Annotated in this window: 15 protein-coding genes; all 15 read left to right on the top strand. The window is 69.2% G+C overall.

The annotated features are described in order from the left end of the window. Positions 1–1,104 (top strand): chemotaxis protein CheW (locus tag AB0J72_RS55960; RefSeq protein WP_363416502.1); only part of this gene is annotated, 1,104 nt, incomplete at its 5' end. 2 nt (positions 1,105–1,106) lie between these two features. Beyond that, the gene (locus AB0J72_RS55955) at positions 1,107–1,562 is read left to right on the top strand and encodes a chemotaxis protein CheW (protein ID WP_344515592.1); all 456 of its coding nucleotides are present in this window, start codon (positions 1,107–1,109) and stop codon (positions 1,560–1,562) included. A 3-nt stretch (positions 1,563–1,565) separates the two neighbouring features. Continuing rightward, the gene (locus AB0J72_RS55950; RefSeq protein WP_363416499.1) at positions 1,566–3,107 is read left to right on the top strand and encodes a methyl-accepting chemotaxis protein; all 1,542 of its coding nucleotides are present in this window, start codon (positions 1,566–1,568) and stop codon (positions 3,105–3,107) included. An 89-nt stretch (positions 3,108–3,196) separates the two neighbouring features. Further along, the gene (locus AB0J72_RS55945; RefSeq protein WP_363416496.1) at positions 3,197–4,087 is read left to right on the top strand and encodes a hypothetical protein; all 891 of its coding nucleotides are present in this window, start codon (positions 3,197–3,199) and stop codon (positions 4,085–4,087) included. Between the two features lie 178 nt (positions 4,088–4,265). Then, positions 4,266–5,477 (top strand): chemotaxis response regulator protein-glutamate methylesterase, encoded by a 1,212-nt coding sequence (locus AB0J72_RS55940; RefSeq protein WP_363416494.1) that lies wholly within the window; start codon positions 4,266–4,268, stop codon positions 5,475–5,477. Next, complete coding sequence (locus tag AB0J72_RS55935; protein ID WP_344515600.1) at positions 5,474–6,331, top strand: protein-glutamate O-methyltransferase CheR; 858 nt, start codon at positions 5,474–5,476, stop codon at positions 6,329–6,331. The genes AB0J72_RS55940 and AB0J72_RS55935 overlap by 4 nt, the downstream gene beginning before the upstream one ends. A gap of 6 nt (positions 6,332–6,337) precedes the next feature. Continuing rightward, entirely contained in the window at positions 6,338–6,739 is a 402-nt protein-coding gene (locus tag AB0J72_RS55930) for a response regulator (protein ID WP_327008657.1), read from the top strand. Beyond that, complete coding sequence (locus tag AB0J72_RS55925) at positions 6,736–7,209, top strand: chemotaxis protein CheX (protein ID WP_363416490.1); 474 nt, start codon at positions 6,736–6,738, stop codon at positions 7,207–7,209. The genes AB0J72_RS55930 and AB0J72_RS55925 overlap by 4 nt, the downstream gene beginning before the upstream one ends. Further along, the gene (locus AB0J72_RS55920) at positions 7,206–7,568 is read left to right on the top strand and encodes a response regulator (RefSeq protein ID WP_344515606.1); all 363 of its coding nucleotides are present in this window, start codon (positions 7,206–7,208) and stop codon (positions 7,566–7,568) included. The genes AB0J72_RS55925 and AB0J72_RS55920 overlap by 4 nt, the downstream gene beginning before the upstream one ends. 8 nt (positions 7,569–7,576) lie before the next feature. Continuing rightward, positions 7,577–8,059 (top strand): hypothetical protein, encoded by a 483-nt coding sequence (locus tag AB0J72_RS55915; protein WP_344515608.1) that lies wholly within the window; start codon positions 7,577–7,579, stop codon positions 8,057–8,059. 125 nt (positions 8,060–8,184) lie between these two features. Further along, positions 8,185–9,225, top strand: a complete 1,041-nt coding sequence (locus tag AB0J72_RS55910; protein ID WP_360574116.1) for a LacI family DNA-binding transcriptional regulator — start codon at positions 8,185–8,187, stop codon at positions 9,223–9,225. 474 nt (positions 9,226–9,699) lie between these two features. Further along, complete coding sequence (locus AB0J72_RS55905; RefSeq protein ID WP_363416485.1) at positions 9,700–11,073, top strand: extracellular solute-binding protein; 1,374 nt, start codon at positions 9,700–9,702, stop codon at positions 11,071–11,073. Positions 11,074–11,178: 105 nt separating this feature from the next. Continuing rightward, positions 11,179–12,129 carry a sugar ABC transporter permease gene (locus AB0J72_RS55900; RefSeq protein WP_363416482.1) on the top strand — a complete coding sequence of 317 codons (951 nt, stop codon included), beginning with the start codon at positions 11,179–11,181 and terminating at the stop codon, positions 12,127–12,129. A gap of 35 nt (positions 12,130–12,164) precedes the next feature. After that, entirely contained in the window at positions 12,165–13,169 is a 1,005-nt protein-coding gene (locus AB0J72_RS55895; RefSeq protein WP_363416479.1) for a carbohydrate ABC transporter permease, read from the top strand. Between the two features lie 81 nt (positions 13,170–13,250). Next, on the top strand, positions 13,251–14,843 hold the full coding sequence (locus tag AB0J72_RS55890; RefSeq protein ID WP_363416477.1) for an alpha-amylase family glycosyl hydrolase: 1,593 nt from the start codon (positions 13,251–13,253) through the stop codon (positions 14,841–14,843). Positions 14,844–15,869: the final 1,026 nt, after the last annotated feature.

Below are 15,869 nucleotides of genomic sequence, written 5' to 3'. Positions count from 1 at the left end.
GCGGTCACGAACGTGTCCGGTCGTGGTGTGGGTATGGATGTGGTGAAGACCAACATCGAGCGCATCGGTGGTGCGGTCGACGTCGACTCGGTGGTCGGTAAGGGCACCACCTGGCGCCTCACGATCCCGTTGACCCTCGCCATCATCCAGGCGCTCACGATCGAGTGCGGCGAGGAACGCTACGTCATCCCCCAGGTCGCCGTGCACGAGCTCGTCTACCTCGACGGGCAGTCCGGGCGCGTCGTCGAGCACGCGATGGACGCCCCCGTCTACCGGTTGCGCGGCAAGCTCCTGCCGCTCGTCTACCTCGACGACACCCTCGGGCTGCACCGGGACGGCGACCACAACAAGGACGTCTACGTCGCGGTGCTGCAGGCGGAGGGCAAGCGCTTCGGCCTGGTGGTGGACCGGGTGCTCAACACCGAAGAGGTCGTGGTCAAGCCGCTCACGTCCAGGTTCAAGGACATCGGCACGTACGCCGGCGCCACGCTCCTCGGCGATGGCCGCGTCGCGCTGATCCTCGACGTCGCCTCCCTCGCCCGGCGGGCGCACCTCGCCGCCGGCGCGGAACGGACCGACAGCGACACCACCGTGCGCCGCGGCGGCGGCAACGGCGACCGGCTCCTCATCGCCGGTGTCGGTGACCGGCGGGTCGCGATCCCCCTGGACATGGTCACGCGCCTGGAGGAGTTCCCGGTCGAGCGGATCGAGCGGACCGGGAGCCGGGAGGTCGTGCAGTACCGCGACCAGATCCTTCCCGTGCTGCGGCTGTCGCACATGCTCGGCGCGTACGAGACGGAGTCCGGGCCGACCGTGCCGGTCGTGGTCTACACCGAGAACGGCCGGTCCGTCGCCCTCGCCGTGGAGAAGATCCTCGACATCGTCGAGGAAGGCCTCGACGACTCCCGTCGCGACTTCGGCGACGACGGGCTGCTCGGCTCCGCCGTCATCCAGCAACGCGTCACCGAGCTCCTCGACGTCCGCCGCGCCATCCTCGCCGCCGACCCGCTCTTCCACACGAAGATCGACACCTCGACCGACCCCTACGACCCGTACCAGTCGGACGCCAGTGCCGACTACACCTACCAGCACGCCGGAGCCTGACCATGGCCAGCCGCCAGTACGCCACCTTCGAGGTCGCCGACCAGCTCTTCGGGCTCGACGTCGCCAAGGTGCAGGAGGTCCTCTCCTTCGACCAGTACACCCCCGTGCCGCTCGCCCCGGAGTCGGTCGGCGGGCTGTTCAACCTCCGCGGTCAGGTGATCGCCGCGGTCGACCTGCGGGTGCAGCTCGGGCTGCCGCCCCGCACGAAGAGCGCCGAGCCGGCGATGAACGTGATCGTGAAGACCGAGGAGGAGTCCGTCTCGCTCCTGGTCGACCGGATCGGCGAGGTCGTCACGCTGCAGGACGACACGTTCGAGCCGCCGCCGGACACGCTGCACGGCCCGAGCCGGCACCTCATCACCGGCGCGTTCAAGCTCGACGGCCGGCTGCTGCTCGCGCTGGACACCACGAAGGCCGTCAACACCAGCCAGCCCGGCTCCGGCAACCGCGAGGAATAGTCCATGAGCTGGTTCACCAACCGCGGGGTGCGGACGAAGGTGCTCAGCGCCATCGTCCTGGCCGGCCTCGCGATGATCGCGATGACCGTCGGCGGGCTCCAGGGACTCAGCGACGCCAACGCGACCACCCGCAAGGTCACCGCGAAGAGCGCGCAGTTCGCCGCCCTGTCCGACATCCGCGACGGCATCACCGACACCCTCGCGGCGCTGTCACCCGACCAGCAGAAGGCCGCCGCGGCGAGCGTCACGGCGGCGATCGGCCGGTACAACGCGGGCGCCGCGGCCGACCGGGCCGCCGACGCCAACGCGGTCGCCGAGGCGATGAAGATCTACGCGACAGTGCGCGACACCGAGATGGTGCCCGCCGCCAACGCCGGCCGGCTGGACCTCTACGTGAAGATCGCCGCGGCCAAGGCCACCCCGCAGATCGTCAGGGCCCAGCAGCTGATCGACAAGCTGCAGGCGACCGAGATCGCCGAGGCCGACCAGTGGCGGGCGGCCGCCCAGGACAACTACGAGGCCGCCCGGATGATGATGATCGGCGCGGCCGTGCTCGGGCTGATCGCGGCCTTCGGCGTCGGCCTGTGGGTGACCTCGCTGGTCGTGCGGCCGCTGCGGCGGGTCGCCGACGTGCTCGGCGCCGTCGCCGCCGGCGACCTGAGCCACCGGGTCGAGGTCACGTCCACCGACGAGGTCGGCGTCATGGCCGAGGCGCTCAACAAGGCCACCGAGAGCATGCGCACGACCGTGCAGACGATGGACCACACCGCCTCGTCGCTCGCGTCGTCCGCCGGCGAGCTCACCGGGGTCAGCGCGCAGATCGCCAGCGGCACCGGCGAAGCCAGTGACCAGGCGAACCTCGTCGCCGCCGCGGCCGAGCAGGTGTCGCGCAACGTGCAGACCGTCGCCGCCGGCGCCGACGAGATGGGGCTGTCGATCCGCGAGATCGCGCAGAACGCCAGCGAGGCGGCGAAGGTCGCCTCGCAGGCCGTGATGGCGGCCGAGTCGACGAACCAGGCGGTCGCCCGGCTCGGCGAGTCCTCCACGGAGATCGGCAACGTCGTCAAGGTGATCACCTCGATCGCCGAGCAGACGAACCTGCTCGCGCTCAACGCGACCATCGAGGCGGCCCGGGCGGGGGAGGCCGGCAAGGGCTTCGCCGTCGTCGCCAACGAGGTCAAGGACCTGGCGCAGGAGACGGCCCGGGCGACCGAGGACATCTCCCGGCGGGTCGAGGCGATCCAGGCCGACACCACCGGCGCGGTCGCCGCGATCGGCGAGATCAGCCAGATCATCTCGCGGATCAACGACTACCAGCTCACGATCGCCTCGGCGGTCGAGGAGCAGACGGCCACGACCAACGAGATGAACCGCAGCGTCAGCGAGGCCGCCACCGGCTCCGTCGAGATCGCCACGAACGTCTCCACGGTCGCCGCCGCAACGCAGAACACGTCACTCAACGTAGCGGAGGCGCAACGGGCGGCTTCTGATCTGTCCCGCATGTCGAGTGAGATGCGCGCGCTCGTCGCACGGTTCAAGATCTGACCGGGCCGGGCGGGGTACGCTCGCAGGACCCCGCCCGCGACCCTTTTGGCTGACAGACCGGGGTGCAGGTGCGTTGCAGACTAGTTGCCATGTACAGCCTGGTTAGCGCCCCCGTTCTCGGCTTCGACCTCTCCCGTCTGCAGGGCGGATCGGCCGCGGCCGATGTGCTGCTTCGCGGACTCTCGCTCACTCAGAGTGACCTTGACGCGGTCGCGTCGGCGCGTGCCGACGACGACTGGGACCGTGTCGACCTGTGGCGTGACGTCGACGCCGCCGCTCAGGAGCGCCGCGCGGTGAACGCCGACGCCGGTGCGCTCACCGTCGTCGAGCGCGCGCCGCTCGGCACCCTCGACGGGCTGCTGCACTGCCTGCGGTACGACATCCTCGACTGGACCTGGGGCAACCGTCCCCCGCAGGCGACGATGCCGACCCCGCAGGTGCGCGCCCCGCGGCAGCGGCAGAGCGAGGTCGCGAGCAAGGCCACCGGCGTGCTGTCCGATGCCGCCGCGGCCGCCTACCTGCGGGAGCTGCTGACCGACGAGTCGCGGCGCCGGCTGAGCGCCCCGTACGCCGCCGCGCTGCGCGCGCTGCCCGAGCCGGAGCACGACCTCGGCCCGCAGGGCGACGAGCTGCGCCAGCTGCTGACCCGCGTCGGCTCGCTGTCGGCCACGGAGATCCGCCAGCTCAACAAGGTCACCGACACCTCGCGCCCCGGCCTGACCGACTGGGCGCCGGCCGTGCACTCCGCGTCGTGGGCCGTCTTCCTCTCCGGCCGGGTCCGCGCCGGCGCGGCCGCGCAGCTGCTGCTCGTGCAGGCCCTGGACCGCTCCGGCGTGCCGGTCAGCGACCGGGCCGGCGGGGTATGGAACCTGCTCAGCGGCGCCGTCCAGGCGCTCATGGTCCGCGACCTGCTGGACTCCAGCACGGCGCGCCGCCTGCTCGACCCGTACTTCACCGCGATGGGCCCGCTGTCCGTCTGACAACCGGTCCCTGTTGACCGGCCTTCTCCGGCTCAAACATCGCCCCTGCCCGGTTTGCTCCGGGCCGGGGCGGTTCTTTTGGAATTTCCCTCATCGTCCCCAGAGCACCGCCGATTAGCCCGCTGGAACGTGACGGGCTTCGCTTTCGTGAGGCCCCCGGTGCTGGAGGCAAGGGCGCGTGATCTCGGTTCTGGTGGTGGACGACTCGGTCGTCGTCCGGCGTCTGATCACCGACGCGCTCAGCGACGACCCGGAGATCCGCGTGGTCGGCACCGCCCCCAACGGCAAGGTGGCACTGACCAAGATCGAGCAGCTCCGCCCCGACCTGGTGACCCTGGACATCGAGATGCCGATCATGGACGGTCTCGAGACGCTGCGCGCGATCCGCGCCCTGTACGCCCGGCTCCCGGTCATCATGTTCAGCACGCTGACGGCGGCGGGCGCGACGGCGACCCTGGACGCGCTGTCCGCGGGCGCCAGCGACTACGTGACCAAGCCGGCCAACGTCGGCAGCGTCGCGGAGAGCATCCGGTCGGTCCGCGAGCAGATCATCCCGCGGATCCACGCCCTGTGCGGCGGCGGCCGGCGCTCCACGCTCGCCCCGGCGCGGCCACCGATCGGCATCGGGCCCAACATCGGGCCCAACACGCGCGTCTTCGGCGCCGGCACCGCGGTCGCACCGCCGCTCGCCCGCCCCGGCGGCAACGCCCTGCCCACCACGACCCGCGCTTCGGCGACCGCGCCGCCCACCTCGCTGCCGACGCGCACCGCGCCGCGGTCGGACCGGGTCGAGGTCGTCACGATCGGCTGCTCCACCGGCGGGCCCGACGCGCTGACGACCGTCGTGCGGGCGCTGCCGGCGAACCTGCCGGTGCCGGTGGTCGTGGTGCAGCACATGCCGCCGGTGTTCACCAAGATGTTCGCCGACCGGCTCGACCGCACCGCCGCGCTGACGGTCGTGGAGGCGACCGGCGACATGGCCGTCCGGCCCGGCACGGTCTACATCGCTCCCGGCGACTTCCACCTGGAGGTGCACCGCCGCGGCACCGAGGTGATCACCAAGCTCAACACCGGCCCGCCGGAGAATTTCTGCAGGCCCGCCGTGGACGTGCTGTTCCGCTCGGTGGCGAAGACGTACGGCGGCGCGACCCTCGCGATCATCCTCACCGGGATGGGACAGGACGGGAAGAGGGGCGCCGAGCAGCTGCGGACGGCCGGCGCGGAGATCGTCGTGCAGGACGAGGCGACCTCGGTCGTCTGGGGCATGCCCGGCGCGGTGGCGACGGCGGGGCTCGCACACGCCGTCCTGCCGCTGGGCGAGATCGCCAACCATCTCATCAGCCGTACGGCCGGAGGCCGGGGTGCGAAATCCATGGAGGTGACCCGATGACATTGACTGCCCAGGAGTTCGCCTTCATCAGCGGCCTCGTTCGGCGCGACGCGGCAATCGTGCTCGAGGCGGGCAAGGAGTACCTGGTGGAGGCCCGCCTGCTGCCGCTGGCCAGGCAGTCCGGCCTGCCGAGCGTGTCGGAGTTCGTCGCCCGCGCCCAGCAGCGGCCCGAGCCCGAGGTGCACCGCAAGATCGTCGATGCGCTCACCACCAACGAGACGTCGTTCTTCCGCGACGGCGAGCCCTTCAAGCAGCTCGTCGACACCGTGCTGCCGGATCTGCTGGTACGCCGCGCCTCCACCCGCTCGATCAAGGTCTGGTCGGCGGCGAGCTCCAGCGGCCAGGAGCCGTACACGATCGCGATGGTGCTGCAGGACAACCTGCCGCCCGGCTGGTCCTTCGACATCATCGGCACCGACATCTCCACCGAGATGCTGACCCGCGCCGAGGCCGGCCAGTACTCCCAGCTGGAGGTCAACCGGGGACTGCCGGCGCCGCTGCTAGTGAAGCACTTCGAGCGCAACGGCGCGCACTGGCAGGTCGCGCAGTCGTTGCGCAAGAACGTGTCGTTCCGCCGGCTCAACCTGGCCGCGCCGTTTCCCTCCATGGGCCCGTTCGACATCGTGTTCATCCGCAACGTGTTGATCTATTTCGACGTCCAGACGAAGCGGACCGTCCTGCAGCGGGTCGCCGGCACGCTGCGACCCGACGGCTGGCTCTTTCTCGGCTCGGCCGAGACCACGATCGGCATCGACGACAGATTCGAACGGGTGGTCGCCGGCAGGACGTCCGCCTACAAGCTGCGGACCGCACCGAAGACCGCCGCTTCCGTGAGCGCAGTAGGAAAGGGGTGACGCCAGATGCTCACCATGGTGATCGACGATTCGCGCGCGATGCGCCTCATCTTGAAGCGGATCGTGGCACAGCTCGGCTTCGATGTGGTCGAGGCGGGCAACGGCCAAGAGGCGATGGACTACCTCACGGCCAACGTTCTCGACGGTGACGGCGAGATCCCCGGCTTGGCGCTGGTCGACTGGAACATGCCCGAGATGAACGGGCTGGAGTTCGTGACCGCGGTCCGCGCCGAACCCCGCCTGCGCGGGATGACGTTGATGATGGTCACGACGGAGAGCGAACAGAGCCAGATCGTGCGGGCCCTCGCATCGGGCGCGCACGAGTACGTGATCAAGCCGTTCACACCGGACGCGATCATCGACAAGCTGGCGCTGCTCGGCCTCGTCCCGAACGGAGTCGCAGCATGACGAACCCAACCGAGGATGACCTGAAGGTCATCGCCGAACAGGTCTGGTCCTCCTATCTCGACCTGGACGGCGCCAGCCCGCTCGTGCCGTTCCCCGCCGACAAGCACCAGGCCGACGTCACGGCCTCGGTGTCCGTCACGGGCGCCTGGCGGGGCCACGTCCTGGTCAGCTGCTCCGACGCGGCGTCCAGGAACGTCGCGGCGGCGCTGCTGGGCATCGACTTCGACGACGTGGCGGAGGAGGACGTCGCCGACGCCCTCGGCGAGCTGGCGAACATCATCGGCGGCAACGTGAAGAGCCTTCTGCCGGAGCCCAGCGCGCTGTCGCTGCCGCACGTGCACGTCGAGGGGACGCAGGGCCGCTACCCGCACGTGACCGAGGTGTGTCACCTCGAAGGCACCTGGATGGACGAGTCGGTCACCGTGACCGTTCTGGAAAGCACCACCGATCTCGCTGGAGCAATGGCATGAAGATTCTGATCGCCGACGACAGCCGGGTCATGCGGCAGATCGTGACGCGGACCCTCCGGCAGGCCGGCTACGAGGGCCACGACCTGGTCGAGGCGTGCGACGGGCAGGAGGCGTTCGACAAGGCCGTGTCGGAGAAACCGGACCTGGTGCTGTCGGACTGGAACATGCCGCACCTGACCGGTGTCGAGGTGCTGCGGATGCTGCGGGCCAACGGCGACCAGGTGCCGTTCGGCTTCGTGACCTCGGAGGGCACGCCCGAGATGCGACAGGCCGCCGAGGACGCGGGGGCACTGTTTCTGGTCACCAAGCCGTTCACAGCGGACACATTCAAGGACGCACTCGACCCAATTTTGGGATGATTTGAGCCATGTCGCATGTTTTGCCCGTTCCCAAGGCCGTCAAGGATCTCTTTGACGACCTTCTCGGCCGGCCGGTCCAGGTCAACCCGGCCGAGCCCCTCCGAGCCGCCGACGTTCCCAAGACCCTGGTCGCCCTGTACACCGACGAACGCTCGCAGCTGCTCGCCGTGATCGGGATGGACTTCGGGCTCACCGCCTACACGGGCGCCGCGATCGGCCTGATCCCCCCTGGTGGGGCCGAGGCATGCATCGAGGACAACGAGATCTCCAAGATGATCGGCGAGAACGCCATCGAGGTGTGCAACATCCTCGCCGGTCTGCTCAACCGCGAGGGCGTGCCGCGCCTGAAGCTGTACCAGACGTTCCTGCCGGGCGAGAAGGCGCCGACCGACGCGGTGAACTGGCTGCTGGCGCTGGGGCGGCGGCTCGACCTGATCGTCGACGTCTCCGGCTACGGCGCCGGGAAGATCTCCATCGCGCTTGCTGGCTGATCGCTGCTGCGGCTGCGGCCTTTGTACCGGTTTTCCGGTGGCCGCAGCCGCATGATCGGTGTTCCCGGGGTTGGGTGGGCGACATCGTGCAAAAAATTGCGTAGTCATGCACTACGCTTGCGGGCATGACTCGACGACTCGCTGAGGTGGCGAAGTACGCCGGCGTGAGCGAGGCGACCGTGAGTCGGGTGCTCAACGGCAAGCCCGGCATCTCCGACGCTACCCGCACCGCTGTGCTCACCGCGCTCGACGTCCTGGGCTACGAACGCCCGACGAAACTGCGCGGCGAGCGCGCCCGCCTCGTGGGGCTGGTGCTGCCCGAACTGCAGAACCCGATCTTCCCGGCGTTCGCCGAGGTGGTCGCCGGCGCGCTGTCCAAGCGCGGCTTCACGCCGGTGCTGTGCACCCGGACCGCGGACGGCGTCTCGGAGGCCGACTACGTCGAGATGCTGCTGGACCAGCACGTGTCCGGCATCATCTTCTGCGGCGGGCTCTACCATCAGGCCGCCGCGGAGCACGAGCACTACCACCGGCTGCACGAGCGCGGCCTGCCCGCCGTGCTGGTCAACGCCGCGATCGACGACCTGGGCTTCCCGCGCGTGTCGGTCGACGACGGGCACGCCGTGGACCAGGCGTTCAACCACCTGGTGTCGCTCGGGCACAAGCGGATCGGGCTGATCCTCGGCCCCGCCGACCACGCCCCGTCCAACCGCAAGCTGACCGCCTTCGAGGCGGCCGCGCAGTACAGCGACACGGTCAACGCCGAGGACGTCGAGCGGGTCATCTTCTCCATGGAGGGTGGCCGGGCCGGTGCCACGCGGCTCATCAAGCACGGCGTCACCGGCATCATCTGCGCCAGCGACGTGCAGGCGCTGGGCGCGATCCGGGCGGCCCGCCGGCTGGGCCGCGAGGTCCCCGACGACATCTCCGTGGTCGGCTTCGACGACTCGCTGTTCATGAACTGCACCGACCCGCCGCTGACCACCGTCCGCCAGCCCATCCAGGCGATGGGGCAGGCCGCCGTCACCCTCCTGGTGAGCCAGGTGGCCGGCACGCTGGTGCCGACCGAGGAGATGCTCTTCGAGCCGGAGCTGGTCGTGCGGGGCTCCACCGGCGCGCTCAAGGTGCCCGCGCCCAAGGCGACGAAGGCGGCCTCGGCCGCGTAGTTCCTCCCGGTTTCAGCGCAGCGCCACGACTCCTGCACGGAGTCGTGGCGCTCTTTCGTGGTGTCCGCAAGTAGGTGTCCGCTGCGCACCGCGATCCTGCGATCGCGTGCGGTCAACGACATCTGGCCTTCGCTGCGCGCTTTCGGCCGCTTTCGTGCAAGTCCACGGACCATGGGAGCGAGTCCATGCAAGCGACTGCCAGTGGATCATTAAAATTTTGCAACGGCCCATGGACTTCTTGTGGCGAGTGAGCCTAATCTCTTGCCTACGCCAGGCGGAAACGCCGACGCGATGTGACGGAAACCGAACAGCAACGCACCTGACGAACGAGTGCATACCGGCAGCCGACCCCATGCTGCGCATCCGTGCGGAGCGGTCCAGGTAGGACGCCCCGGCCCGCCCCGCACAGCCCCGATCGATCGGCCCAGTCAGTGCAGGGCCGGAACTTCTCCACACCCCAAACAAGGAGCGACGATGAAGTACTCACGTACCACGATGGCGCTGGCCGTCGCGGGTGCGCTGGCGCTCACCAGCACGCTTACCGCGTGCGGCGACGACAAGAAGGAAAGCGCCGACACCAACGCCGCCGTCACGCTCAACGTCGTGGGTCTGCTCCCCGGCGCGAAGCCCGAGGCGCAGCAGGCGCTCGCGGCCGAGGTGGCGGACTTCCAGAAGGAAAACCCGAACATCACGGTCAAGACCAAGGACTACGAGTGGAAGGCCACCACGTTCGCGGCCGACCTCGCGGGTGGCACGCTGCCGACGGTGTTCGAGATCCCCTTCACCGACGCGAAGACGCTGATCGCCAACGGCCAGATCGCCGACATGCAGTCGTCGCTGAGCAGCCTCTCCTACGCTGCCAACTTCAACAAGAACCTGCTCCAGTACGGCCAGGGCCCGGACGGTCACACCTACGCCATCCCCGCGAAGAGCGTCTACGCGGTCGGCCTGCACTACAACCGTGACCTGTTCACCTCCGCGGGTCTCGACCCCAACAAGCCGCCGACGACCTGGGACGAGGTCCGCACCGCCGCCAAGGCGATCGCGACCAAGAACCCCGGCGTGGCCGGCTTCGCCCAGATGGCGAAGGACGCGACCGGTGGCTGGCAGCTGACGGTCGACACCTACGCCCGCGGCGGTCGCCTCGAGGACGGCAAGAAGGCCACCCTCACCAACGACGCCACCAAGGCCTCGCTGCAGTTCCTGAAGGACCTGCGCTGGACCGACAACGCCATGGGCGCCAACTTCGACTACGACTGGACCGGCATCAACCAGGCGTTCGCCGCCGGCAAGGTCGGCATGTACACCTCGGGCCAGGACGTCTACACGAGCCTCGTGCAGACGAACAACATCAACCCGAAGCAGTACGGCCTCACGATGATCCCGCTCACCGGCGGCGACGCGGGCGTGCTCGGCGGCGGCACCATGGCGGCCGTGTCCAACAAGGCCACCGCCAACGAGAAGGCCGCGGCGGTCAAGTGGATCGACTACCACTACCTGCGCAAGTACACCAACCAGGACGCCGCGAAGAAGAACGCCGAGATCCAGGTTGCGAGCAAGCAGCCCGTCGGTACCCCTGAGCTGCCCATCTTCTCGCAGCAGCAGTACCAGACCTACCAGGACTGGATCAAGTCGTACGTCAACGTGCCGCTGGACCAGATGACCGGCTTCACCACCAAGGTCTTCGACGCCAAGCTCGTCAACGAGCCGGCCATCGCCACGCAGGACGTCTACAAGGCGCTCGACTCGGTCGTCCAGGCCGTCCTCACCAACAAGGACGCCAACATCGACCAGCTCCTCGCCGACGCCAACACGAAGGCGCAGCGCGCCATCGACGCCGCCGGCTGATCCTCGCTCCACCGACAGACAAACCCGCAAGGTGTGGGCCGTGGGAACATCGCGGCCCACACCGGGGGCTCTGCCCCCGAAACCAGGACGAGGAGTGATGTGGTCGTGAGTGCACCCGGCGCTCTGCGGCAGACCGGTGAGGTGACCCGGCAGGTCCGCCGGCGCAGCCCGGTCACCTGGGTCCAGCGGGGTGGGCTGAGCTCGGTCCTGTTCGCGCTGCCGCTGCTGATCGTCTTCGGCATCTTCTCGTGGTGGCCGATCGTCCGGTCGATCGTCATGAGCTTCCAGAAGACGAACCTCGTCGGCGACCCGACGTGGGTCGGCTGGAAGAACTTCGAGTTCGTGCTCACCGATCCCGACCTGCCCACGGCGATTCTCAACACGCTGTACTTCGCGCTCCTCGCCCTGATCTTCGGCTACCCGATCCCGCTCGTGGCCGCGGTGCTGATGAGCTCGGTCCGCAAGCGCAAGGGCGTGTTCTCGGTGCTCGCCTACCTTCCTGTCGTGGTGCCGCCGGTCGTCGCGGTGCTGCTGTGGAAGTTCTTCTACGACGGCTCCCAGGACGGCGTGTTCAACACGATCCTCGGGTACGTCGGGCTCGGCCCGTACTCCTGGCTGTCCGACACGACGCTCGTCATGCCGTCGCTCGTGCTCGAAGCGACCTGGGCCGCCGCCGGCGGAACCGTGATCATCTACCTGGCCGCGCTGCTGAGCGTCCCGGACGAGCTGTACGACGCCGCCGAGGTCGACGGGGCCGGCATCTGGCGCAAGGTGTGGCACGTGAGCATGCCGCAGCTGCGCGGCGTCCTGCTCATCACGTTCATCCTGCAGATCATCGGTACCGTGCAGGTGTTCCTTGAGCCCTACCTGTTCACCGGCGGTGGCCCGGCCAACGCCACCATCACGATCCTGCTCATGATCTACGACTACGCGTTCGGCCGTTCCCTGGGCGGGAACTACGGCGCCGCGACCGCCCTGTCCGTCCTGCTCGCCACGTTCCTGGCGATCCTGTCGCTGGTGTACTTCAAGCTCACGTCCGGCTGGAGCAAGTCATGACCGGTCAGCACAGTTCCGAGGGGAAGAGGAGCACCATGACCGTCACCGATCCCTCCAGGCACCGGGCGGACGCGGGCGGGTCGATCCGGACGGCCGTCGCGGCTCCGGGCGGTGCCGTCCTGAGCGGGCGGCAGGCGCGCAAGCCCAAGAAGGCGCAGCCGGAAGGCACCCGCGGCTACGTCTCGGCGAAGGACTGGCAGAACCCGCGCATCCGCGGCACCATGACGCTCCTGCACGGGCTCCTGATGGCCCTGCTCCTCCTGGTCGGCGTCGGGCCGATGCTGCTGCTGGCGAAGTTCGCCATCACGCCCACGCAGGACATCATCCGCACGCCGCTGGCCATCTTCCCGCACGGCGTCCGGCTGGAGAACATCTCCGAGGCGTGGAACGACGTCCAGATCAGCCACTACTTCCTCAACACGATCTGGCTCGCGGCCGGCTCGTGGTTCGTCCAGATGCTCGTCGCGACCACCGGCGGCTACGTGCTGTCCGTCCTGCGGCCCGCCTGGGGCAAGATCGTCAACGGCCTGGTGATCGCCACGCTGTTCGTGCCGAGCGTCGTGCTCCTCGTGCCGCTGTACCTCACGATCCTCAACCCGCCCGTGGTCGGCACCTCGCTCATCAACAACTTCCTCGCCGTGTGGTTGCCGTCCGGCGCGAGCGCCTTCAACGTCGTGCTCATGACCCGGTTCTTCGACGGCCTGCCCCGCGAGGTGTTCGAGGCCGCCAGGGTCGACGGCGCCAGCTCGTTCCGGCTGTTCTGGTCGGTCGTCCTGCCGATGTCCAAGCCCATCCTCGGCGTGGTGTCGGTGTTCGCGACGATCGCCAGCTGGAAGGACTTCCTCTGGCCGATGCTCGTGCTCAAGGACCCGTCCAAGCAGCCGCTGTCGGTGCGCCTGCCCGCCATCGCGTCGCAGACCGACCTCGGCGTGTTCCTCGCGGCGCTCGCGATCTCGACGCTCATCCCGGTCGTGTTCTTCATCGCCTTCCAGCGACTGTTCCTCTCGGGCGCCGGACTGGGAGGGGCCGTGAAGGGCTAGCCCTTCGTCAGATCCACCTTGTCGTGTACAGGCAACACCTTCGGGCATAGGCAACACCGAGTGTGAGAAAGCAGGTTCCACGTGGCCGACCAACACCACCAGGCTTGGTGGCGCAGCGCCGCTATCTACCAGGTCTACTTGCGCAGCTTCGCCGACGGCAACGGCGACGGCGTCGGCGACCTGGCGGGCCTGCGATCCAGACTGCCGTACCTGGCGGGTCTCGGGGTCGACGCGATCTGGATCGTGCCGTGGTACCCGTCCCCGCTCGCCGACGGTGGCTACGACGTCGCCGACTTCCGCGCCATCGACCCGATCTTCGGCACCCTCGCGGAGGCCGAGAAGCTGATCGAGGAGGCGCACGCCGCCGGCATCCGGGTCATCTGCGACATCGTGCCCAACCACTGCTCCGACGCTCACGCCTGGTTCCAGAAGGCCCTCGCGTCCTCGCCCGGCTCGCCCGAGCGTGACCTCTTCTGGTTCCGCAAGGGACGCGGCCCCGAAGGCGAGCAGCCGCCGACCGACCTGCAGTCCATCTTCGGCGGCCCCGCCTGGACCCGCGTCCCCGACGGCGAGTGGTACCTGCACCTCTTCGCCTCCGAGCAGCCCGACTTCAACTGGGACCACCCGGCGGTCCGCGACGAGTTCGAGGACATCGTCCGCTTCTGGCTCGACCGGGGCATCGACGGCATCCGCATCGACTCCGCCGCCGTCCTCATCAAGGACCCCCTCGTCAGCGACAAGTACGAGGACAACGAGGGCATCCACGACGTCTACCAGGCGTGGCGGCGCATCTCCGACACCTACACGCCGCCCCGCGCCCTCATCGGCGAGGTGTGGCTGCCCGACCACGAGGCCTTCGCCCGCTACCTGGCCCCCAACGAGCTGCACACCGCCTTCAACTTCGCGTTCCTCAACGCGCCGTGGGAGGCGGACAAGCTCCGCTACGAGATCGACATGACCCTCGAGGTGCACGCGCCGGTCTCCGCCCCGGCCACCTGGGTCCTGTCCAACCACGACGTCACCCGCGAGGTCACGCGCTTCGGCCGCGAGTCGACCAACTTCTCCTTCGCCGAGAAGCGCTACAACGTGCCCTCCGACCTCGCGCTGGGCAGCCGCCGCGCCCGCGCCGCCGCGCTGCTCATCATGTCGCTGCCCGGCGCGGTCTACCTGTACCAGGGCGAGGAGCTGGGCCTGGAGGAGGTCGAGGACCTCGACGACGCCCTCCGCGAGGACCCGATGTACCACCGCTCCGGCGGCACCAACCCCGGCCGCGACGGTTGCCGGGTGCCGCTGCCCTGGTCCGGTGACTCGGCCCCCTTCGGCTTCAGCCCCGCCGACGCCTCCGGCCAGCCGTGGCTGCCGCAGCCGGCCGCCTGGGCGTCGAAGACCGTCGCCGCGCAGGAGGGCGTCGAGGGGTCGTTCCTCGAGCTGTACCGCGAGGCGCTGCGCATCCGGCGCGCCGAGCCCTCCCTGGGCGACGGCCCCATGCGGTGGCTCGACTCCGCGCCCGACGTCCTGGCCTTCGCCCGCGACGACACCTTCGCCAACGTCACCAACCTCGGCACGGCGCCGGCCCAGCTGCCGCCGCACCGCGAGGTGCTCGTCAGCAGCGTGCCGCTCAACGCCGACGGCACACTCCCCGTGGACGCCTCAGCCTGGCTGCGGCTGTCCTGACCCACGCAGCACCCGCAGACGCCGTCTGGAACCTGGCGCTGGGCCCGGCCGCCACCGAGCCCAGCGCCAGCCGGACCCGACGGCCCACATTCCCCGGGCGGTCGCACAAGTTGGCGGGTGCGACCGCCCGGCTCCAATGCTGTGCTTCCGCCCCACCGCTGCCGCGGCGGGTCCCGGCGGGGATTCTCACCCGCACCCCAATGCGCCGCTCCGCGGCGCACAGCCGCGCGTGCCACGCTGGCTGGGATCGCGCATGCGCGCCGCATCCGGTGCTCACCCTCCGCCCTTCCCATGATCCGGAAGAGTTCGTGTCGTCATAGGTGCACAGGGTCTTCCGGATCATGGAGATTCGGGCCGTCTGCGCTGGGCGCCGCGCCCCCGGTTTCCTCGGGGTGGCTGGATGGCTTGGTCTCGCCCGCACTGGCTGGGTTTGCGCGTGTGCGCCGCTTCCGGTGGTCGGTCTGCGCGGCGTCCTCATGATCCGGAAGAGTTTGTGTCGTCATAGGTGCACAAGGTCTTCCGGATCATGGGGATCTGGCGGCAGTGCCTGGGTGCCGAGTTCGATGGCCGGCCTCAGGATGGCGGATGGCTGGGGTTGCGCGTGTGCGCCGCGTCCGGTGGTTGGTCTGCGCGGTGTTCTCATGATCCGGAAGAGTTTGTGTCGTTATAGCAGCAAAAAGTCTTCCGGATCATGGGGATCTGCGCCTGGGCGCCGCATTCGGTGGGTGGCGGATCGCGTCGGCCTCGACAGTTGCCTCGCGGTTATGTCCGCGCCGCGGACATAACCGAAATTTCGGTTATGTCGGGGAGCGGAGCGAGTCGACATAACCGGGGGAACAGGGCCGCCCCGGGGCGTCGGGCTCTGAGCTGCGGGTGGGGTGGGGTGGCGGAGGGCTTGGTCGCTTCGTGAACGGTCTATTTCCAATACTTAACTGTTAACGGCGCGGTGGGGTCGAGGGTTAACTGTTAAGCGGGGGACAGATCTTCCGGTCGATCGCGTGCCGCCATTAACGTCGGTGGCAAGGA

The organism is Dactylosporangium sp. NPDC049742, assembly GCF_040674675.1.
Lineage (GTDB): Bacteria > Actinomycetota > Actinomycetes > Mycobacteriales > Micromonosporaceae > Dactylosporangium > Dactylosporangium maewongense.
This window is presented reverse-complemented; position numbering and strand designations above follow the sequence as displayed.